A 20,207-nucleotide genomic window follows, 5' to 3' on the forward strand; every position below is an offset into this window, starting at 1 on the left:
GCGCGGGAGGTCGCGGCGAGGTGGGCTGCCCCCAGGTGGCGTGGTCTTCTAGCGGTCCTCGTCCCGGTCGTCCTCCGTCACCAGGCGGCCGATGGCCACCGGGCGCAGCGCGGCCGGGTAAAAGACCGTCGTGGTCGCCGTGCTCCACGTGTAACCCACGATCGGGGAGCCGCCCATCACGCTCGTGTAGAGCCGCATGACGCCGAAGCCCGCGCCGGTGGCCCACCGACCGCCGGAGGACATCCGGGAGTCGGACGTGCCGTGAAGAGAGCTCGTCGAGTCGACCACGCTCACCTCGAACTGCACCGTGCCCGGGACGAGGGGCAACACCGCGGACCGGCGCCTCGGCGCCTGGCGGAGGATCGCGACATGGCCGGTCGACGACTCCGCGGCAGGGTAACGGATGGTGAGGATATCGCCGGCGCGGGCTTCGGTGAGATCGGTGATCCTCTCGAAGCCGTCCTCCTCGAGGATGGCGTCGTGGTACGCGGCGGCGCTCGGGCTCGTGCTGCCCAGCCAGTCATAGAGAGAGTCCGCGGTGAAGCCGTAGCTCCGCTTGAGGAGCTCGGTCAGGAAGGTCGCGCACTGCGTCCGGTTCGTGTAGCGGCGCGCGCCGGACACGCCAGCCCACGTGATGAAGCTGGGGCTCGAGTTGTATTCGTTGTTGTCAGGAGCGAGGTTGGAGACGAGGTTCTCGGCCCACGCGAGGTGAGGCGCGGACTGCGCGGCCGCTCCTCGCGGCGCGATCCACGCGAGACCAGAGAGGACGAGGCAGGCGATATGCAACGGACGACGACGAGCGCTCGCCATAATCCACCATGCAACAAAATGAGTTGTCTGGATGGCCGCGTCGCACTCAGCGCGCGTATTCCCGTGATGTATTAACCACCATGAAGCGACTCCGAGCAATAGAATTTTGAAGCATGGATGTCTTTTGGGAGCCGCTTGTCCCACAGGCGGACAGGCGTCATCACGCGCGGCGCGGCGCGCGTGACGACGCGCAGGCCGCGCGAGCGTCGCCGACCTCACCGGAAGAGCGCGAGGTGACGAGAAGCAGAGGATTTCGAGAGAGGACCTGTGTTATCCTGGACTGTTGTCCTGGCGCACGGAGGGCCGAGGAGCGGCACACGAAGGGCGCGCGGAGCCGCGCGCGAAGGGCGCGGGGCGCGGGCGCAGGGCGCGCGGGGCGCGCGGGGCGCGGGCGCGGGCGCGGGCGCAGGGCGGCGCACGACGCGCGCGGGGCAACGAACGGGTGCGCAGGACACGCGGCGGCGGGCGAGCGCCGCGGGCCACGAGGCGAGGCGCGCCGGGGGGCGTCAGCGCGCCGAGGAGATCGGGGCTGCCCGGCGCGGCGCGCCGGCAGCCCGGAGCGGGCGGCGGCCGCTCACTTCGGGGCGGTCTTGATCCGGAACTCCACGCGCCGGTTCACGGCGCGGCAGCCCTCGTCGTTCGTGAAGCAGAGCGGCGACGCGGCGCCGTAGCCCGGCGCCGTCATCGGCGTCGTGACGCCGCGCTGGACCAGGTAGCGCACGACGGCGTTCGCGCGGCGCTCGGACAGCTTGATGTTGTGCTCCACCGTGCCCTGGTTGTCCGTGTGGCCCTCGACCGTGAGCGCGGTGATCTCCGGGTGCGTCCGCAGGATGTTCGCCACCGCGTCGAGGACCGAGAACGACTCGGGCCGGATCTCGTCCTTGTCGAGGTCGTAGAAGATCGGCCGGGCGATCTTGATGCGATCCCCCTCGATGACCGCCTCGGCGGGCGCCGCCGGCTGCGCGGGCGGGGGCGGAGGCGGCGGCGGCGGCGCAGCGGTCACCGCCGCCGCCGTCTCGACCTTCGCCGACCCGCACCCCGCCGCAAGGACGCCCATCACCACAAGCCAAATCGCTCGGTTCGCTCGCATCTCGCTGCCTCACCGCGCCTCTAGCACGGGGCATCGCCCGGAAGAAGCGCCCCGGCGAGCGCCGGCGTGCCGGCGCGCGCGCGGCTAGGCGTCGCCAGCGCGCCCGGGACCCGAGGCGCGCGCCGGCGGGGGGACACGGCGGGTGCACGCCGCGGCGATCCGGTATCTTGGCTGCGCGCACGCATGTCTGCCCTGGCGAAGAACCGGAGCCTGATCGTCGGCATCGACCTCGGCACGAGCCACACCGTCGTGGCGTGGGCCGAGCGCGACGCCGCGCCGGACGCGATCCGCGTCTTCTCGATCCCGCAGCTCGTGACGGCCACCGAGATCGAGGCGCGCCCGCTGCTGCCCTCGCTGCTCTACGCGCCCCTCCCCGGCGAGGCGCCCGCCGATCCGTTCGGCGACGCGCCGTTCGCCATCGGCGAGCACGCGCGCCGGCGCGGCGGCGAGGTCCCCGGCCGGCTCGTCGCCTCGGCGAAGAGCTGGCTCTGCCACCCCGGCGTCGACCGCACGGCGCCGATCCTGCCGTGGGGGGCACGCAGCCGGGAATCGAGCGCGGACGACGCGGACGGCGCGGACGACGCGGCGGACGCGGCGGACGCGGGCGGCGCGGGCGGCGCGGGCGGCGCGGGCGGCGCGAAGAAAGCAGCGGACGCGCCGCCGCGCGTCTCACCGCTGGACGCCAGCGCGCGGATCCTCGCCCATGTGCGGCGCACCTGGGACGACGCCTTCCCGGAGCACCCGCTCGCGGCGCAGGAGGTCGTGCTCACCGTGCCGGCCTCGTTCGACCAGGTCGCGCGCGAGCTCACCGTCGAGGCGGCCCGCCGCGCCGGCCTCTCGGTGCGGCTGCTCGAGGAGCCGCAGGCCGCGTTCTACGACTTCATGCGGCTCGCGGGCCCGGAGGGGCTCGGCGCCGTGCTCGATCGCTCGGGCGGGGAGGCGCTCGTGCTCGTCTGCGACGTCGGCGGCGGCACCACGGACCTGTCGCTCATCCGGGTGGCGCGCGGCGCCGGCGCCGGGGGCGCCCCCGTCGAGGTCTCGCGCGTCGCGGTCGGCCACCACCTGCTGCTCGGCGGCGACAACATGGATCTCGCGCTCGCCCACCTCTGCGAGCCTCGCCTGGTCGGCGCCGGAGAGCGGCTCGACCCGGCGCGCTTCGGGCAACTCGTGCTCGCCTGCCGCGCCGCCAAGGAGCGCCTGCTGGGCGGCGCCGACGCGCAGGCCGCGCCGCCGGACGACGCGCCCGTGACGGTGCTCTCCCGCGGCGCGCGGCTCGTCGGCGGCGCGCTGACGACGCGCCTCGGCCGCGAAGAAGCCGAGCGGGTCGTGCTGGACGGCTTCTTCCCCGAGGCGCCGCGGGGCGCGCGGCCGCAGCGCGGCAAGGGCGGGCTCGTCGCGTTCGGGCTGCCCTACGAGCGCGACGTCGCGATCACCCGGCACGTGGCGTGGTTCTTCGCGCGCCACGCGCCCGAGTCGCCCGGGCCGACCGCGCTGCTCCTGAACGGCGGCGTCTTCCGCGGGCGCCGTGTCGCGGAGCGCCTCGCCCAGGTCATCGAGCGCTGGGGCGGCCCGCCGCTCGACGTGCTCCCGTACGCCGACCCCGACCTCGCGGTCGCACGGGGCGCGGTCGCCTACGGCCTCGCGCTCGCCGGCCGCGGGGTGCGCATCGAGGGGGGCGCGGCGCGCGGCTACTACGTCGGCCTCGAGCCGCCCGCGGGCGGGGGGCCGCGGCCCGGGGTCTGCGTCGTGCCGCGCGGCGCGAAGGAGGGCAGCGTGCACGCGGCGGCCGGGCGGACCTTCGCGCTCGTCGTGGGCCGCCCGGTGCGGTTCGACCTGTTCGCGTCGGACGACGCGCGCGTGGATCGCGCGGGCGACCTCGTGCCCCTCGACGAGGACCGGTTCGAGGCGCTCCCGCCGGTCGCGGTGGCGTTCGACGCAGGGGACGCGGCGCGCGCCGCGGCCGGAAAGCAGGCCGAGGTGCACGTCCAGATCGAGGGCGAGCTCACCGCGATCGGCACGCTCGACCTCGCCTGCGTCGAGGTCGGGGTCCCGGCGCCGCGCCGCTTCCGGCTCGCCTTCCAGCTGCGCGAGGACGGCCGCCGCGCGCGGGTCGGCGAGGCGGAGGGCGGCGCGCCGGAGCCGGGCGCGGCGAGGGCCGGCGCCGCGGCGGAGCGGGGCGCGGCGAGGGCCGGCGCCGGGGCGACGCCGGGCGGCAAGCGCCTCGACGAGGCGCGGGAGTCGATCGAGCGGGTGTTCGGCAAGGGGCGGCCCGACGTCGCGCCGCGGGAGGTGAAGAACCTGGTCCGCGAGCTCGAGCGTGTCCTCGGCGAGCGCGCCACCTGGACCACGGAGACCGCGCGGGCGCTGCTCGACACGCTGCTCCCGAGCGCGCGGTCGCGGCGGCGCTCGGCCGATCACGAGCGCGTCTTCTGGTCGCTCGCGGGCTACTGCCTCCGCCCCGGCTTCGGCGACGCGGGCGATCCGGCGCGCGTCGCCGCGGTCGCGCCGCTCTTCGCCGAGCGGCTCGCGTTCCCGCAGGAGGCGCGGTCGTGGCAGCAGTTCTGGATCGCCTGGCGCCGCATCGCGGGCGGGCTCGACGAGGCGCTGCAGGTCGCGATCCGGGACCTCGCGGATCCGTTCCTCGCGCCCGCGGAGCAGCGGCTGAAGAAGCCGAAGGGGGCGAAGCCGGAGGCGCTGGGCGATCTGCTGGAGCTCTGCGCGTCGCTGGAGCGCGTGCCGGCGGGGCGGCGGAGCGAGCTCGGCGCCTGGATCCTGGAGCGCACGTGGACCGACCGCGACCCGCGCCTCTGGGCGGCGATCGGCCGCCTCGGCGCCCGCGTCCCGACCTACGCGAGCGTGCACCACGTGGTCTCGCCGGCGGCGGCGGAGCGGTGGCTCGACCACCTCCTGCGCGAGAAGTGGGAGGAGCTGCCGTCCGCCGCGCCCGCGGCGGTGCAGCTGGCGCGCCGGACGGGCGACCGGGCGCGCGACGTGTCGGACCGGACCCGCGGCGAGGTGGAGCGGCGGCTCGTCAAGGCGGGCGCGCCGGAGGCGTGGATCCGCGCGGTGCGCGAGGTGGTGGCCGTCGAGGAGGCCGAGCGCGCGGCGTTCTTCGGGGAGGGGCTGCCGGTGGGGCTGAGGCTGGTGAGCGCGTAGCAGGGGCTGGGCGGCGGGCTCGGAGCGCGGCGTCGGCGCCCGTCCGAGGTGGCGACACTGTCGGCGGATGCCCTCGTCGAAGTTGCCGGGGTGCTACGCGCGGCGGTGCCGCTCGTACGGGCGGAGCCGGCGGGCGCGCGTTCGGCGCTGGCTGGGACCTCTGTGGTAGGATTTGGCCGTGAAGGAGAACGGACCGCGGCTTGAGAGGACGACCAGCGCTGGTGCCGGTCGGCGGGGCGTCAGCCCATGAGCGCGTCCGAGAAGCCACGCGGCCGGCGTTACAGCAGGGAAGTGCAGCAGGAGGATCGGAGCGCGGCGCAGCTCCGGGAGCGGCTGGCCGAGGTGGGCTGGCTCGTCGATCGACGCGAACGGGACGTCGGGGAGGACTTCCTCGTTCATATCTACGACCAGGGGACATCCACAGGACTGCTGTTCCATGTGCAGCTCAAGAGCGTGCTGGATGCCGAGCGGCGCAAGCGCAAAGGCCAGCGCGGCTCCGAGGAGCTCCGCTACCGGCTGGAAGTCAAGGATCTCGAGCACTGGGAGGTCCAGACATCCCTCGTGGTTCTCCTTGTCTGGGACGTCGAGCGGCGGACAGGATACTGGCAGACGATCCCGGCGCTCATCGAGGCCCTCGACGCCCGGGACACGGCATGGCGCGAGCAGAGATCGGTGTCAGTTTCGATACCGGTAGAGCACGGCACCGATGACATCGGGCTGACGAGGCTTCGTTGGATCGTTGCTGACCGAAGCTTTTCGCTGGTCGCCAAGAGCTCGACGATCACACTAAAATTTGCCAACGACAGCGGAGGAAAAGAGAGCTGGCGCGCGTTCCAGGAGGCGCTCGACCGTGGGACCCGCGTCGTGTTTGAAGGAGCAGGGATGCCAGAGCTCGAGATGCCAGCCTGGTATCGCAGGCTCTACGGCGATCGAGGACAATTGGCGCGCGTGGAAATCGCGTCCAGACCACCTGACGGAAGTACTCCTGTACGGGTCGAGGTCCGCTCCGCCCACGGCGCTGCGTCGCTTCCCTACGTGGACCTCCGTTTCACCAGGCGTGGAAGCAAGCAGATGGTGCTGAGCAACGAGCACCAGAATCTAACATTCACGATTGAAGTGACGCTGATCGAGGACGGTGAATCGACCCTGAAGCTCTGGCAGCGCCGCTTCGGCAGCACCGTCCAGGAAGCCCGCGAAGCTGCGGCCTTTCGCTTCGCGCTGACACGTCCAGGCGGTCGGATCCACGTTTACGCCATTGAAGGTGGGCAGCGTCTCGCCGACTCCCCGGCTCCTCCGGCGTTCCAAGACTACGCCGAGCAAGCTCGTGTCCGCCTGGAGGTCCTCGATAAACTCGCGTTTATCGAGCCTCGCATCGCCGCGTTCGGCTCCGTCTCGCTCGATCGAGGCATCGACGAGCGCGACATTGAAAGCATCGAGCTGCTTCATCGCGTGTGTCGGGACGGCAAGAGAGAGCGAGCCATCGACTGGACGTTCGAGTTCGACGTCCCCGCCAATAAACCAGAGGGCTGGCCAGGATCGGAAGACAACGCCGTCATACAGCTCGACGGCGTGAGACTGCCGCTGCTCGGGGTGGAGATCCCGCTGGGCAGGGTCAAGGTGACGTTCATCGATCAGGAGCACGTAGCGGCGGCGGTGCGCCAGGCTGTCGCGCAGGCCAGGGCGACAGGCGAGCCTGCCAAGGTAAACATCGAGAAGGCGCACGTTGTCGAGGAGTTCCTCGACTGGCCGCGGCCGGCCGATCGCCTCCACGACGCCGCTTCGGCGCAGGCCGGCTACTTCACGCTTGCCCAGGCGATCGACGCCGGCTTCGCCGCTGCCACCCAGGTCGAGACCGAGCTGCGCGTCGAGCGCTGCAGTGGAGACGTCTTCCGCCTGATCCAGTTCCCCCCGTCGGAGCACGAGGACCTCGTCATCCTCTGGCTCCAGACCGAGAAGCAAGGCGTCGTCTCGCACGACACCGCCCTCGCGCTCAACCAGCTCTCAGATATCCTGCCGAGCCGACGCCACGTCACGGTCCCCCCGGGATGGGAGCCTCCGCCGTACGCGCGCCTGGACCGGGGCACGGTGCTCCACCATGCGGAGGTCAGCCCCTCCGAGATCACCTGGCTGAGCCCGATCCCGTTCACCAAGGCCCTGCGGACGATCCGGGATTGCATCGAGAAGGGCGTCTCGCCGGAGATCATCGAGCAAGCCATCGCCGACGCGCTCGAGCGCGGGATGATCACCCAGGCCGAAGTGAAGGAGCTCCGGCTCGCGAGCGCCCGCTCCGCATGACGCCGCCCAGATATCCCTCGCCAGAGCGGTTCAAGCAGGCGCTGGAGGCGAGGATACGAAGCGCGGCCACCGCGGCTGCGGTGGATGTCGCCCGCTACCGCCAGCGGTGCATCTTCGACCGCTTCCTGGCCCGCATCGCCGCGCACTTCGGCGATCGGGCGGTCCTCAAGGGAGGCGTCGCCATGACGCTCTGGCTGCCGCGCGCCCGGATGACCCGCGACATCGACCTCGCCTTGCGCGGCCGCACCGATGAGCTCCTGGTCGAGCTCCGGGTGGCGGGGCAGCGCGATCTCGGCGACTTCCTCGCCTTCGACATCACGCCCGATCCGAGGCACCCGACCATGGAGGGCGAGGGCATCGTCTATGAGGGCCTGCGCTTCCGCGCGCAGGCCAGGCTCGCAGGCAAGGTCTATGGGAATCCCTTCGGCGTGGACATCGCCGTCGGCGATAGAATGCTGGTGCCGCCCGAGACGCGGACAGGCGACGATTTCTTCGCCTTCGCCGCACTGCCCCCCACCACGCTGCGCGTCTACGCGCGCGAGGTTCACGTCGCCGAGAAGCTCCACGCGTTCACCCTGCCGCGATCGCGCGAGAACTCACGCGTGAAGGATCTCCCCGACCTCGCGCTGCTGGCCACCACGGGTCCGTTCCAGAGCGTGCTGCTTCGCGAAGCCATCCACGCCACGTTCACCCATCGTGGGTCCCACCCGGTTCCGGCCGAGGTGCCGGCGCCTCCCGTAAGCTGGGTCCGCCCCTATGCGGACATGGCGGAGGAGAACGACCTCCCCTGGCCCACGCTCGCGGAGGTCTGCGCCCGCGTGAGCGAGTTCCTGGATCCCGTCCTCCGCGGGGAAGAGGGGACCTGGGATCCGGCCCGCTGGTCCTGGCGCCGCGGTTGATGCTGCCGTGCGGCGCCAGCACGACGTCGACCCGGGAGGTCCTCGACGGCCTTCAGCAGACGTTCGAGCGCCCCCCAGGCCACTCAGGGTGATGGCGCTGCGAGAAAGGCCCTCACTCCCAGAAGGTGCAGGTGCCGTCCACGCAGCCGCAGCCGAGCTCCGGACCCACGCACTCGCACGTGGAGATCCCGTCGCTCACGGCAGGGTTGTAGCAGAGATCGCCGCCGCAGCCGCCGGCAACACAGTCGGCGTCCGTGGTGCACGCGTCGCCGCTGTTCCGGATGCAGGCGCCGCTGACCGGCGTCCGGTCGTCCGAGGCCGCCTCGATGCAGGCCTCGAGCTCTGGCGTAAGCCGCCAGCCGCACTCGCCCGACGCGCCGCGCTCGCACACGCTGTGCTCGGCGTAACACGCGTATTCCTCCCGGAACTCGCAGGTGGTGACGATGTCGCTGTCCTCGTCGGCGCAGATCTGGCCGCTGCAGCCCGTCACCACGCACGGCGCGGGCTCGCCGCCGCCGAGGCACGCCTCGAGCTCCGGCGTCTGCCGCCAGCCGCACTCGCCCGACGCGCCGCGCTCGCAGATGCCGTGCTCGGCGTAACACGCGTATTCCTCCAGGTACTCGCAGGTGGTGACGATGCCCGTGCCCTCTTCGGCGCAGATCTGGCCGCTGCAGCCCGTCTCCACACAAGGCCTCGCCTCGCCGCCGCCAGCCCCGGTGTCGCCGCCGCCAGCCCCGGCCTCGCCGCCGCCGTTCGAGCCCTGGCAACCCTTGCCCTTCGCGCCCGTAAGCACGGGGACGAAGAGCAGCAACGCCGCGAGGATCAACGGATGACGCTGGATGAGCAGATTCATAGTCAAGCTCCTTTCAAATGATTGACGGTGCCACCGCCAGGTCCCCCGCGCCAGCAGCTTCCGTGCCGGCCGGCACCCGCGCCCTGCGGAGCCTCCGCTTTACCCGCCACGGGGAACGAACAGCGCCCCACGGCGGAAGCGAGCCATGCACCAGGTCATCAGGGCTCACCTCACCACCACCAGCCACCAGCCACGACCCGCAAACGCTGCGTGTGGCGGCAAGAGCGCGATCCTTCCAGCGGCTGCACACTCTGGCACAGGCGACACTCGCCTCGCAGAAAACCGCGGCGTTTTCGTGTGGTCCAGCCTGGCCTGGCGCTTGCTTATGCGCACGGCACGAGCCCGGGTCAACCCAGCGCGCACCCACGCGCGCATGACGCCCTGTGTCTCGTCTTCATCGAGGTGACCATGACCTTCCTACCGAGATCTTGCGCCAGCTGGCTCGTCCTCGCGACGGCGGCGGCTTCAGCCGGACTCATCGGCTGCCAGGTCGGCTCGACGACGGGGGACTCTTCCCCGTCCGACGACCTTCCCGGGCAGACCGACTTCATCTCTGGCAACCCGAACGGCAGCCCCGGGAGAGACTCCGCGGAGGGCGACGGCGCCGGCGCCCCCTCGACACCGGACAGCTCCAGCGCCGGCACGGGTGGCGACCCCGGCCAGGACGCCGACGGCGGCGGCGAGGCGGAGCGCGCCATCACCGAGGCCGACATCATCCAGGTCCACGGCGGCAAGCTCTACGCGCTCTCGCAGTACTCGGGGCTCAGCATCATCGATATCTCCCGGCGCGACCGGCTGAACCTCCTCGGGCGCTACCAGGCGACCGGGTTGCCGTTCGAGATGTACCTGCGCGACGGCGTCGTCTACGCCATGTTCTCGTCGTGGGGGTCGTACGTCTACGACGCCGACAGCGCCACCTACACCTACGTGCAGACGAGCCGCATCGAGGCGCTCGACGTCTCCGAGCCGTCGGACATCCGGCAGATCGGCTCATTCGACCTGCCGGGCTCCATCTCCGACTCGCGCATCGTCGGCGACGTGCTCTACGCGGTCACCTTCGAGAACGGCGCCTGCTGGGGGTGCGGGAGCGAGCCGAACACCACCATCACCTCCCTCTCCGTCGGCGACCCCGCCGACATCAGCGTCGTCGATCAGCTGAGCTACGGCGACCCGGACGCCAACAGCTACGGGTGGCGCCGCAGCGTGAGCGTCACCCAGGACCGCATGTACGTCGCCGGCATCGAGTGGGACGGCACGAACGAGGGGCACTCCACCATCCAGGTCATCGACATCTCCGACCCGGAGGGCGATCTCGTCGAGGGCGCGATCGTCGAGGCCGTCGGCCAGATCCAGAGCCGCTGGCAGATGGACGAACACGAGGGCGTCCTCCGCGTCATCAGCCAGCCCGGCATCTGGCGGACCGACGCGCTGCCCGGCGTCCAGACGTTCTCCGTCGCGTCATCGGAGGAGATCACCGCGCTCGGCTACACCGAGCTCGAGCTGCCCCGGCCCGAGACGCTGCGCTCCGTCCGCTTCGACGGCGCGAAGGCCTACGCGATCACCGCGGAGCAGACCGATCCGCTGTTCACCATCGACCTCAGCGACCCGGAGCACCCCGCCCAGCTCGGCGAGCTCGAGATGCCCGGCTGGGTCTACCACATGGAGCCGCGCGGCGACCGGCTGCTCGCCCTCGGGTTCGACAACGCCGCCGCGGAGGGCGCGCTCCACGTCTCGCTCTTCGACGTCTCCGATCTCGCGCGCCCCACGATGCTGGAGCGCGTCCACTTCGGCGGCGACTGGGCGAGCTTCGCCGAGGATCAGGACCGCATCCACAAGGCGTTCACCATCCTGAACGACCTCGGGACCATCCTCGTGCCCTACAGCGGCTGGGAGTACACCGACGACCTGTACGGCTGCGGCTCGTACACGAGCGGGATTCAGCTCATCGACTTCGACCTGGCGGGCGGCACGCTCACGAAGCGCGGCGTCGCGTCCGCGCGCGGCCAGTCGCGGCGCGCCTTCGTCCACGACGAGCGGCTCTTCGCCGTCTCCGACGAGGAGGTCGCGACCTTCGATATCAGCGACCGCGACGCGCCGGCCGAGGTCACCGATCTGGCCCTCGCCACGATCATCAACAACACCGTCGTGACCGGCGATCTCGTGGTCCGTCTGAGCGCGGACTGGTGGACCAGCAGCGCAGAGCTCGAGATCGTGTCCGCCGCGGACCCGACGCGCACCGAGCCGATCAGCGAGTTCGACCTCTCGGCGCTCGCCGACGCGGAGCCGGGGAGCTGCTACGGAAGCGGCCTCGGCAACGCGCGCCTCTTCGCGCACGGGCAGTACGTCTATGTGCTCTGGCCCTCGTCCGACTGGACGAAGACGCGCGTCGCCGTCATCGACCTCAGGGACCCGGCGAACCCCCGCGTCGCGAGCCAGAAGGAGCTGCCGATCAGCGGCAGCGCGCTCTACTACTACGGGTACCGCGTCGTCGCCGCCGGCGACTCGGTGGTCCAGGCGGGCAGCACCCTCGTCCTCCGCTCCGTCACCGACGAGTACTACTATTATGACGACGGCAGCGTGGGGCCGCGCTCTCACGAGGCGTCGCTCGAGATCATCGACCTGTCCAACCCCCGGAGCCCGGCGCACCGCTCGGTCGCCCTGCCCGAGGGCGCCGGCCACACGGGTCTCCAGCTCGACGGCACCACCGTGCTCACCTCCCACTGGGTGCCGCTGCCCGACGACGCCTCCCGGGCGCGCTTCTACTTCGACCGCATCGACATCTCGGACCCGTCCTCGCCGGTGGTGCGGGCGCCGATCAACGTCCCCGGCTCGCTGCTCGCCTTCGACTCCGGCTCGAGCCGGCTGCTCACGATGGATTACGAGGCGATCGCGTTCGAGGCGACGGGTTACGAGGCGTGTTACAGCTCGTTCCCCTATGACGCCCAGTTCGTTCCGGCGCGACCGGAAGACTGGTCCGGGCCGGGCCGCTGCTTCGGCACCCACCGCACCCTCAAGCTCGTCGACGTCGGCGGCACGACCGCGCGCCTCCGCGACGAGAGCCCGATCGACGACGCCGTGGGGATCTCGCAGGCGTTCGTCGGCGACGGCCGCGTCTTCATGTACAGCTACGGCAGCGGCTGGGTCGTGGCCGAGGGGGACGGCGTCGCCTCGAGCGGGCCCGGGCTCCTCGTGGCCGGCGGGCTCGCGGAGGGCCGCATCCGGGTCGCGACGCAGACCAGCGAGGACATCGGCCAGGGCCAGCCGCTCCTCGCGGACGGGACGCGCCTCATCCTGTCCACGTACGACCCGCCCGCGATCGCCGTCCTCGACGCGGCGGATCTCGACGAGCTGACGTTCGAGCGGAAGGGCGAGCTCTCGTCGTACATCTACCAGGTGACGCTCGACGGCGACCGCGCGCTCTGCTCCCTCGGGCATTACGGCATCGACGTGATCGACCTCCGCTGATCACGTGATCACGCGCCGCGCCCTGGCCGCTCCCGCGGGCGGCGAGGGCGCGGCCCGGTCGGTCCCCTACCCGACCACCCCCGCGACGGGCCGAAGATCACCCGTAGATTTGCCCGATCTTCTGCACCGCCACCCACACGTACACGGCGCCCGAGCTCAGGAGCACGCCCGGCAGGATCACCGCCGACCAGGCGAGGGAGAGCCGCGCGAGCGGCCGAGGGCGCGCCCCCTCCGCGATCAGCGCGGCGCGGGCGCTGCGCCGGACCACGTCGGCCCGGGCCGGATCCAGGGGGACGGCCGGCAGCTCGGCGAGGGCCCTCGCCAGCGGATCCTCTTCTGACTGCGGCTTCATCGAGAACCTCCCCGCGCGCCCCGGGGCGCGGCGGTGATCGGGGGCGCCGGCCCCTGCCGGGGACGCTCAGCATTTCGCTTTTCGAGGCGGGCCGCAAGCTCGGCGCGGGCGCGGGACAGGCGCTTGCGCGCGGCGTCCTCCCGGATGCCGAGGACCCCCGCGACCTGCGCCGCCTCGAGCCCCTCCACGGCGCCGAGCAGCAGCACCTCGCGGTGGACCGCCGGGAGCTCGCGCAGCGCCGCCTCGAGCGCGGCCACGTCGGCGCGGGCGTCCGCGGCGCCCTCGGGCTCGGGCGCGGGCCGCGCGGGCTCGCGGGAGAACAGCGCGGCGCGGGCGAGGTCGATGAGCGCGGAGCGGCGGTGGCTCCGGTAGCGGTTCCTGGCGATGGTGAACAGCCACGCGCAGAGGTCGGTGTCCTCGGCCAGCCGGTCGGCGTGGCGCGCGACGGCAAGCCACGTGTCCTGGAACAGGTCGTCGGCGACGTCGCGCCGGCCGGCCAGGCGCACGAGGAAGCGGAAGAGCCGCGGGGCGTAACGCCCATAGACGTCGTCGAAGGCGCGCGGGTCGCGGCGCCTGAGGCGCGCCGCGAGCTCGGCGTCCGACGTCTGCACGGCGCGCTCGCTCTCCACGCCCCCATAACGCGCGCGCACGCCGGGCGTGACAAGGAAGATTTCCGGTCACGAGGAGCGCGGCGCCCCGTTGGGAGATCAAGAGCGCCGGCGCGGGCAGCGGCGGCAGGGACTCACGGGACGGCGGCGCCGCGGCAGGCGCCGCGCAACGAACGAAACGGACGAGAAGAGGGAGGCAACGATGATCGAGTTTTTCGTCGAGGGCGGCGTGGGGATGTGGCCGATCCTGGTCTTCGGCATGGTCGCGGTCGGAGCGAGCGCCCGGTTCGCGCGGCGGCCGGAGCCCGGGCAGCTCCGGTTCGTCGCGGCGATGGGGCTGACGACGCTGGTCGCGACGGTCCACGCGACCTGGATCGACCTCGGCGCGGTGTTCAGCTACCTGGCGGACGAAGGGAAAGTGCCGGACGCGCAGCTCGCGCGCACGCTCGTGATCGGGCTCATGGAGAGCACGCGCCCCGGGTCGCTCGGCGGCCTGCTCCTCATGGTGGCGTGCCTGCTCTCGGCCGTGGGCGTCCTGCGCGCCGGCCGGGCGCAGGCGGAGCGCGGCGGCGCGCTGCGCGACGCGCCGCCGCGGTGACGCCGCGGGGCGCGCCGGCGCCGGCCCTTGGCGCCGGCGCGCGGCTGCGGCACGACGGGGTCCATGGGCAGAGCCGAGCTCGGGCAAGTGATCGATCGCGAGGGTCTCGACACGTCGGACGGCTCGTGGGGCCGCGTCTCGGTCGGCGTCCCGGCGGCCTGGGTGCACGAGGGCATGCATATCGAGATCACCGTGCCCGACCGCGTCGTCTGCGCCCGCTGCGAGGGCGGCGGCTGCGACAGCTGCGCCCGGAGCGGCGCCCACCGCACGCCGGTCGAGCCCGCCGCGAGGAAGCTGCAGATCCGGCTGCCCGGAGGCCTCCCCGAGCGCATGACGCTCCGCCTCGTGCGCCCCTTCGGCGAACACGCGCCGCTGGATCAGCTCTTCATCGCGGTCCGCGCGGACAGCGCGGCGTCCCCTGGCGTGCGCCGCATCGCGCCGCCCCCGGCGGACGCGCTCGCGCGCCCCTCCACGGCGGGCGTGCGCGCGCTCGGCGCGCAGCTCAGCACGCCCGTCGTGCTGGCGGCGCTGGCGGCGGTCGCGACCATCGTCGGGCTGCTCCTCGGGCGTTGAGGCGCCGCTGAGGCGGGCGCTCCGGCCGCGGCGGATCCGGGCGAGCAGGCCCGCGAGGGCGCTCGCTGCCGTGTGCTGCCCATGCTAGCGAAGGCCCGCGGACGCGCGCGGGAGCCCACCGCGCCTCACGCCCGCAGGAGAGAACGAGAATGAGCCTCAGCGAGCCCATGCGCGCCAGGATCGCGGCGATGATCCGCGACAGCGACGTCGTCCTGTTCATGAAAGGGACGCGCACCATGCCGCAGTGCGGTTTCTCCGCCACGGTGGTGAGGATCCTCGACGAGCTCCTGCCCGAGTACCAGACCGTGGACGTCCTCTCGGATGCCCAGCTGCGCGACGGCATCAAGGAGTTCTCGAGCTGGCCGACGATCCCGCAGCTCTACGTGCGGGGCGAGTTCGTGGGCGGGTGCGACATCGTGAAGGAGCTGCACGCGACCGGGGAGCTCGTGAAGACGCTCGGGGTCGCGCAGGAGGCGGCGAAGGTGCCGTCGCTGCGCGTGAGCCAGGCCGCCGTCGCCGCGTTCGCGGCCGCGCGGGAGTCCGACGCCGACTTCGTGCACATCGAGATCGACCCCTCCTACAACTACGGCCTCTACTTCGGCCCGCGGCAGGCCGGCGACGTCGAGGTCGACGCCGGCGGCGTCGTGTTCCTCCTCGACCGCGCGAGCGCGCGGCGCGCCGACGGGCTGTCGATCGATTTCGTGGAGGGCCCCTCGGGCGGCGGCTTCAAGCTGGAGAGCCCGAACGAGCCGCCGAAGGTCAAGCAGCTCTCGCCCGCCGCGCTCAAGGCGCTGCTGGACCGGGGCGAGGCGGTGGAGCTCTTCGACGTGCGGACCGTGCAGGAGCGCGCGATCGCCTCGATCGAGGGGGCGCGGCACCTCGACGCGGAGGGGCAGCGTTACCTGGAGGGGCTCGACAAGGACACGCGGCTCGTCTTCCACTGCCACCACGGCGGGCGCAGCCAGGCGGCCGCAGAGCACTACCTCGCGAAGGGGTTCAAGGACGTCTACAACCTCCAGGGCGGCATCGACGCCTGGTCGCACAGCGTCGACCCCACCGTGCCGCGGTACTGACCGCCTCCACAAACGTCGAAAACGTCGACCCCGCCCTGCCGCGGTGCTGACCGCCTCCGCTCTCGCCCCCGCGCGCGCGCCCCCGGTGAACACCTGCTCCCTTCTGGGGAGCCCGGGGATCATGTATGTCTTTGGTGTGATAGCCGACGATCAGACGGGGAAGGCCGACGACGCGGTGCGGGTCGTCCCGGAGCCGCCGGTGCCGGGTCTGGTCGTCATCTTCACCCGCGGACAGCCCGCCTGCGCGCCGCTCTCGCTCAGGAAAGGGGCGATCGAGCTCGGGCGCGCGCCCGCGGAGGATCTCGTGGTCCTCGAGGATGATCAGGTGTCGCGCCGGCACGTCCGGGTGGCGCTCTCTGGTCAGGGCATCGAGGTCCGCGATCTCGGGAGCAGGAACGGCACCTTCGTCGACGGAAGACGCGTCCAGCATCAGGTCTTCTCGTCGCTGCCGCGCGTGCTCCGGCTCGGGAGCACGCTGCTCCGCTTCGCCGCCGACATCGCGCTGTTCCAGCGGGGCGGCGTGCTGGAGCACGAGGACGGCCTGGTCGGCCCGACGTTGCGGCACGTGCGCGAGAAGGTGATCCGGGCCGGGGCGCGGGGCGACACGCTGCTGCTCACCGGGCCGAGCGGCGCGGGCAAGGAGCTCGCGGCGCGCGCCTTCCACGCGGCGACCGGGCGCGGCGGCCCCTTCGTCGCCGTGAACTGCGCCGCCGTCCCGGAGGGCCTGGCCGAGCGGCTGTTCTTCGGGGCGCGCCGCGGGGCGTACTCGGACGCGACCGCCGACGCGGAGGGGTATGTGCAGGCGGCGCACGGCGGCACGTTGTTCCTCGACGAGATCGCGGAGCTCGACCCCGCGGTCCAGCCGAAGCTGCTCCGCGTCCTGGAGACGCGCGAGGTGGTCGCGCTCGGCGACACGCGCCCGCGCAAGGTGGAAATTCGGATCTGCGCGGCCACGCTGCGGGATCTCCAGGCCGAGGTCGCGGGCCGCCGCTTCCGGCAGGACCTGTATTACCGGATCGGCCGGCCCGAGGTGCGGATCCCGCCCCTGATCGAGCGGATCGAGGAGCTGCCCTGGTTCGTCGCGGCGGAGCTCCGTCGCACGGGCGCGGGGCTCGCGCCGACGGCGCTGTTCCTGGAGGCGTGCGCGGTGCGCCCGTGGCCGGGCAACGTGCGGGAGCTGCTGCGCGAAGTGCGGCAGGCGGGCCTGTCGGCGATCGCGGCCGGGCGCGCGGCGGTGGAGGCGTCGGATCTCTCGCCGACCGCGGGCCTCGACATCACCGACGTCGAGGAGCGCCCGGAGGCGCCGGCCGACATGCGGCGGGTCGCGATCGAGGCGGCGCTGCGGCGCGAGCAGGGGAACATCACGCGCGCGGCCCGCTCGCTCGGGATGCACCGCAGCCAGCTGCGGCGCTGGCTCGCCCGCAACGGCGTCGACGCGGCGGCGCTGGCGGACGCGGGCGTGCGGCGCGCGCCGCCAAAACCTGCCAAGGAGCCCTGATGACCCGAGAGATCACCTACCGAACCACCGACCTGTGTGATGAGCACCCGGAGGCCGTCCTCGTCTCCGATCCGATCTTCCGCGACTACGGCGGGGCGCGGCTCTTTCACGGGCGCGTCGTCACGGTCAAGGTCCACGAGGACAACGTGCTCGTCCGCAAGACGCTCGAAGGGCCCGGCGAAGGGCGGGTGCTGGTGGTGGACGGCGGCGGCTCCCTGCGCTGCGCCCTGCTCGGCGACAACCTCGCCGCCATCGCCCACCAGAACGGCTGGGCCGGCCTGGTCGTGTATGGCTGCATCCGCGACGCGGAGGCGATCGCCCGCATTTCGATCGGCGTGAAGGCGCTCGCGACACACCCGCGAAAGAGCGGCAAGCAGGGCGCGGGAGAGCGCGACATCCCGGTGACGTTCGGCGGGATTACCTATGTTCCAGGCGGATTCGTGTATGCCGATCACGACGGGCTCATCCACACGAAGGAACCGCTGACCTGAGCTGCTGTCGTGGCGTGACGGCCGGCCGAGCGAGGCGAAAGGGCACCGGAGGAGCCATTTCGCCACACCCCGGGTGCGGCGGTCGCCGCGGATAACTGGTGGATTGATGGGCTCGTCTCCTGCGAGCACGCGTCGTGCGTCGCGCGCCGCGTCGAAGCACGCCACCTGGCGCGGCCAATGCATTCTCGATCGGACCACCACACCTCACAGAACAGGGAGGAAGGAATGAGCAACATCACGTCCGATCTGAAGAATGAGCTCCAGAACAGCCTGACGTCGCTGCAGACCCTGCGCGACGAGATCCGGGTGCGGCTGCACCTGGCCGGCATGGAGGCGAAGGACGCCTGGAGCAAGCTGGAGCCCACGATCCTCGACGCCGAGAAGCTGGCGGGGGACGTCTCCGAGACCTCGCGGAACGCGCTGCACGACATCCTCCAGAAGCTGAAGGATTTCCGCTCGTCCCTGCCGGAGCGCTCCTCGTAGTCGGCGTTCCCGCGCGTCGTGGCGGCGGCCGGGGTCACCCCCGCAGCGCCGCCGCCATGACGCGCGCGACGGCGCCCCACCCAGGATCCGCCGCGCAGGCCGCGAGCCGCTCCCCCACGACGTGGGCGCGCCGGTGGTCGCAGAAGCTGGGCGGCCGCGGGAAGGTGGTGAGCGGGGCGCGGGCGATGGTCTTCTCGATTGGACCGAGCATCGCCGGGTTGTGGACGAAGCCGAGCCCGCTGTGGACGTCGGTGAGCGTCGCGCTCGGGTGGCCGCCCCAGGGCAGCGCGGCGGCGGCGTGCACGGCGGCCGGCGGCTGGTTCACGGCGATCACGCCGTACCGGAGCTCGAGCAGGGCGCGGCCCAGCGCGGCGCCCACGGCGGGGTCCTCCTCGCTGATCGGGTGCGCCACGATCGACGCGCTCAGGGTGCCCGGGAGGTGGTCGTTGCAGAGGCGCGTGGCCGCCTCCAGGAACTCGACCGGGTCGCTCGTCCCGACCTCGACGACGGCGAGGGCGCCTGAGAGCGCCTCCACGTCGCGCAGGGCGTCGCCGGCGTCGGCCTCCGAGAGCCCGGTGATCCACGTCCACGGGAGCTCGCCTGACCCGGGCGCGCCGAGGCGCACGATCCCGGGCGGAAGCGGCGCGTCGGCGGAGCCCTCGAGGCGCTCGCCCTCGAGCGCCGCGCGGCCGGCCGCGAGCGCCTCGCGCCGCGCCTCGGCGTGCGGATCGACGGCCGGACCGGCGGGCGGCACGTGGAGGCGCGGCGCGCCGGCGAGCGCGCGGCGGAGCATCCGGAGGAGCAGCGGCCGCTGCACGAGGCCCCGCGGCAGCACGAGCGCCGTGGCCTCCTGGCCGCCGGACGAGGCGCTGCGCGCGAGCTGGCTCGCGAGGCTCCTCACCTGGTACCAGAGCTCTTCCTCGCCGTAGAGCCACGGCATCACGAGGACCGGGCTGACGCCGCCGAGCACGGAGGTGATCGGCTTGTGGAACAACGGCTCTCCCGCGGCCCGCCGGCGCGCCGAGAGCGGACCCGGCGGCCCCCAGACGAGGGCGTCGTGCGCGGAGGCCGGGCCGGTGATGTGCACCGCGGACACGGCCGGATGGCCCGCGAGGGCCGCGCCCGCCTCCGGGCCGCCGCGCACGACGCGGAGCAGCCCGCGCGCGAGCAGCGGCGCGAGGGCGCTCTCGAGGAGGGGCCCGAGGGCGGCGTGGCGAGGGCTCAAGGCGAGCGCGGCGACCCGCCCCTCGACGAACAGCTGGTGGAGCACGTCCCGGAGGGGAGCGCCCGCGGCGGCGCCCGCGTCGAGCACGAGCGCGACGCCGCCCTCGGGGTCGCGCTGCTGGTAGAAGCGCGCCTGCGCTTCCCGGACGGAGTCCGGCGTCGCGCCGGGCTGCATCAGCACACGCGCGCGGAGGTGCCCGTAGAGCAGGGCGTCCTTGCGGTCCGCCGGGAACACGTCGACCTCGATCCTGCCGTCCGCGCGGGCGCGCACCGCGCCGCGGCCGAGCCGCGGGCGGCCGCGCGCGGCGATGTCCTCGAGCGCCTCGGCCAGGCGGCGCACGTACGTGATCGTCGCGCACGGCCCTGCGAGCCACACGTCGCCGCTGGCCGCGGAGCCGGGGTCGAGCCCCCTTGCGGCGCACGACGCCTCGACCTCCGGCCGCGCCGCGGCGAGCAGACCCGGGAGCAGCGAGCGGAGCAGCGCGGCCTTCTCGCCCGGCGGCATCCGCGCGAACCCGAGCGCCGCGTCGCCGAGCTCGGCGAGCGCGCGATCAAGCTCGACAGGCGATGTCTCCGCCCCGCGCGCGGCCTCTGGACCGGCAGCGGTCTCGAGGAACGCAGCGCTGCCCGCGGGGGCGGCGGAGGAGACGGAGTCAGGAAAAGGCGGCATCGGCGGGGAGGTTACAGGCTGGAGATCGCGCACGCGAGCGCAGCGACGGGTTGCAGCGCGCGTGTAGCC

Annotated in this window: 16 protein-coding genes; 10 read left to right on the forward strand and 6 right to left on the reverse strand. The window is 72.9% G+C overall.

The features are described 5' to 3' along the window. Positions 1–48: 48 nt before the first annotated feature. On the reverse strand, positions 49–786 hold the full coding sequence (locus WMF43_RS36110; RefSeq protein ID WP_437671757.1) for a hypothetical protein: 738 nt from the start codon (positions 784–786) through the stop codon (positions 49–51). A gap of 598 nt (positions 787–1,384) precedes the next feature. Next, the gene (locus tag WMF43_RS36115) at positions 1,385–1,867 is read right to left on the reverse strand and encodes an OmpA family protein (protein WP_437671759.1); all 483 of its coding nucleotides are present in this window, start codon (positions 1,865–1,867) and stop codon (positions 1,385–1,387) included. Between the two features lie 216 nt (positions 1,868–2,083). Here WMF43_RS36115 and WMF43_RS36120 point away from each other — a divergent pair, with 216 nt between their 5' ends. From WMF43_RS36120 to WMF43_RS36130, 3 genes are all read left to right on the forward strand, one after another. After that, positions 2,084–5,056, forward strand: a complete 2,973-nt coding sequence (locus WMF43_RS36120; protein WP_437671761.1) for an Hsp70 family protein — start codon at positions 2,084–2,086, stop codon at positions 5,054–5,056. A gap of 246 nt (positions 5,057–5,302) precedes the next feature. Further along, positions 5,303–7,351, forward strand: coding sequence for a DUF4365 domain-containing protein (locus WMF43_RS36125; RefSeq protein WP_437671763.1), 2,049 nt, complete (start codon positions 5,303–5,305; stop codon positions 7,349–7,351). Then, complete coding sequence (locus WMF43_RS36130; protein WP_437671764.1) at positions 7,348–8,250, forward strand: nucleotidyl transferase AbiEii/AbiGii toxin family protein; 903 nt, start codon at positions 7,348–7,350, stop codon at positions 8,248–8,250. Before WMF43_RS36125 ends, WMF43_RS36130 begins: the two co-directional genes overlap by 4 nt. 112 nt (positions 8,251–8,362) lie before the next feature. On the opposite strand, the gene WMF43_RS36135 is transcribed toward WMF43_RS36130, so the two are convergent. After that, the gene (locus tag WMF43_RS36135; RefSeq protein WP_437671766.1) at positions 8,363–9,103 is read right to left on the reverse strand and encodes a hypothetical protein; all 741 of its coding nucleotides are present in this window, start codon (positions 9,101–9,103) and stop codon (positions 8,363–8,365) included. Between the two features lie 408 nt (positions 9,104–9,511). Between WMF43_RS36135 and WMF43_RS36140 the strand changes: the two genes are divergently transcribed. After that, complete coding sequence (locus tag WMF43_RS36140; protein WP_437671768.1) at positions 9,512–12,568, forward strand: beta-propeller domain-containing protein; 3,057 nt, start codon at positions 9,512–9,514, stop codon at positions 12,566–12,568. A 97-nt stretch (positions 12,569–12,665) separates the two neighbouring features. On the opposite strand, the gene WMF43_RS36145 is transcribed toward WMF43_RS36140, so the two are convergent. Further along, positions 12,666–12,920 (reverse strand): hypothetical protein, encoded by a 255-nt coding sequence (locus WMF43_RS36145; RefSeq protein ID WP_437671770.1) that lies wholly within the window; start codon positions 12,918–12,920, stop codon positions 12,666–12,668. Further along, positions 12,917–13,570: an RNA polymerase sigma factor gene (locus WMF43_RS36150; RefSeq protein WP_437671772.1), complete on the reverse strand. Its 654-nt coding sequence runs from the start codon at positions 13,568–13,570 to the stop codon at positions 12,917–12,919. The genes WMF43_RS36145 and WMF43_RS36150 overlap by 4 nt, the downstream gene beginning before the upstream one ends. A 160-nt stretch (positions 13,571–13,730) precedes the next feature. On the opposite strand from WMF43_RS36150, the gene WMF43_RS36155 reads away from it, so the two are divergent. The 6 genes from WMF43_RS36155 to WMF43_RS36180 all read left to right on the forward strand — a co-directional run bounded on the left by WMF43_RS36155 (position 13,731) and on the right by WMF43_RS36180 (position 18,244). Further along, positions 13,731–14,126 (forward strand): hypothetical protein, encoded by a 396-nt coding sequence (locus tag WMF43_RS36155; RefSeq protein WP_437671774.1) that lies wholly within the window; start codon positions 13,731–13,733, stop codon positions 14,124–14,126. Positions 14,127–14,189: 63 nt separating this feature from the next. Next, positions 14,190–14,699, forward strand: coding sequence for a hypothetical protein (locus WMF43_RS36160; protein ID WP_437671775.1), 510 nt, complete (start codon positions 14,190–14,192; stop codon positions 14,697–14,699). Positions 14,700–14,848: 149 nt separating this feature from the next. Beyond that, entirely contained in the window at positions 14,849–15,772 is a 924-nt protein-coding gene (grxD, locus tag WMF43_RS36165) for a Grx4 family monothiol glutaredoxin (protein WP_437671777.1), read from the forward strand. Between the two features lie 136 nt (positions 15,773–15,908). Beyond that, on the forward strand, positions 15,909–17,270 hold the full coding sequence (locus WMF43_RS36170) for a sigma 54-interacting transcriptional regulator (protein WP_437671779.1): 1,362 nt from the start codon (positions 15,909–15,911) through the stop codon (positions 17,268–17,270). Next, positions 17,270–17,761 (forward strand): ribonuclease E activity regulator RraA, encoded by a 492-nt coding sequence (gene rraA / locus WMF43_RS36175; RefSeq protein ID WP_437671781.1) that lies wholly within the window; start codon positions 17,270–17,272, stop codon positions 17,759–17,761. Before WMF43_RS36170 ends, rraA begins: the two co-directional genes overlap by 1 nt. A 225-nt stretch (positions 17,762–17,986) precedes the next feature. After that, positions 17,987–18,244 carry a hypothetical protein gene (locus tag WMF43_RS36180; RefSeq protein WP_437671783.1) on the forward strand — a complete coding sequence of 86 codons (258 nt, stop codon included), beginning with the start codon at positions 17,987–17,989 and terminating at the stop codon, positions 18,242–18,244. 34 nt (positions 18,245–18,278) lie between these two features. Here WMF43_RS36180 and WMF43_RS36185 read toward each other — a convergent pair whose 3' ends face one another. Further along, positions 18,279–20,138 (reverse strand): hypothetical protein, encoded by a 1,860-nt coding sequence (locus WMF43_RS36185; protein ID WP_437671785.1) that lies wholly within the window; start codon positions 20,136–20,138, stop codon positions 18,279–18,281. Positions 20,139–20,207: the final 69 nt, after the last annotated feature.

It is taken from the genome of Sorangium sp. So ce131 (assembly GCF_051519095.1).
Lineage (GTDB): Bacteria > Myxococcota_A > Polyangia > Polyangiales > Polyangiaceae > Sorangium.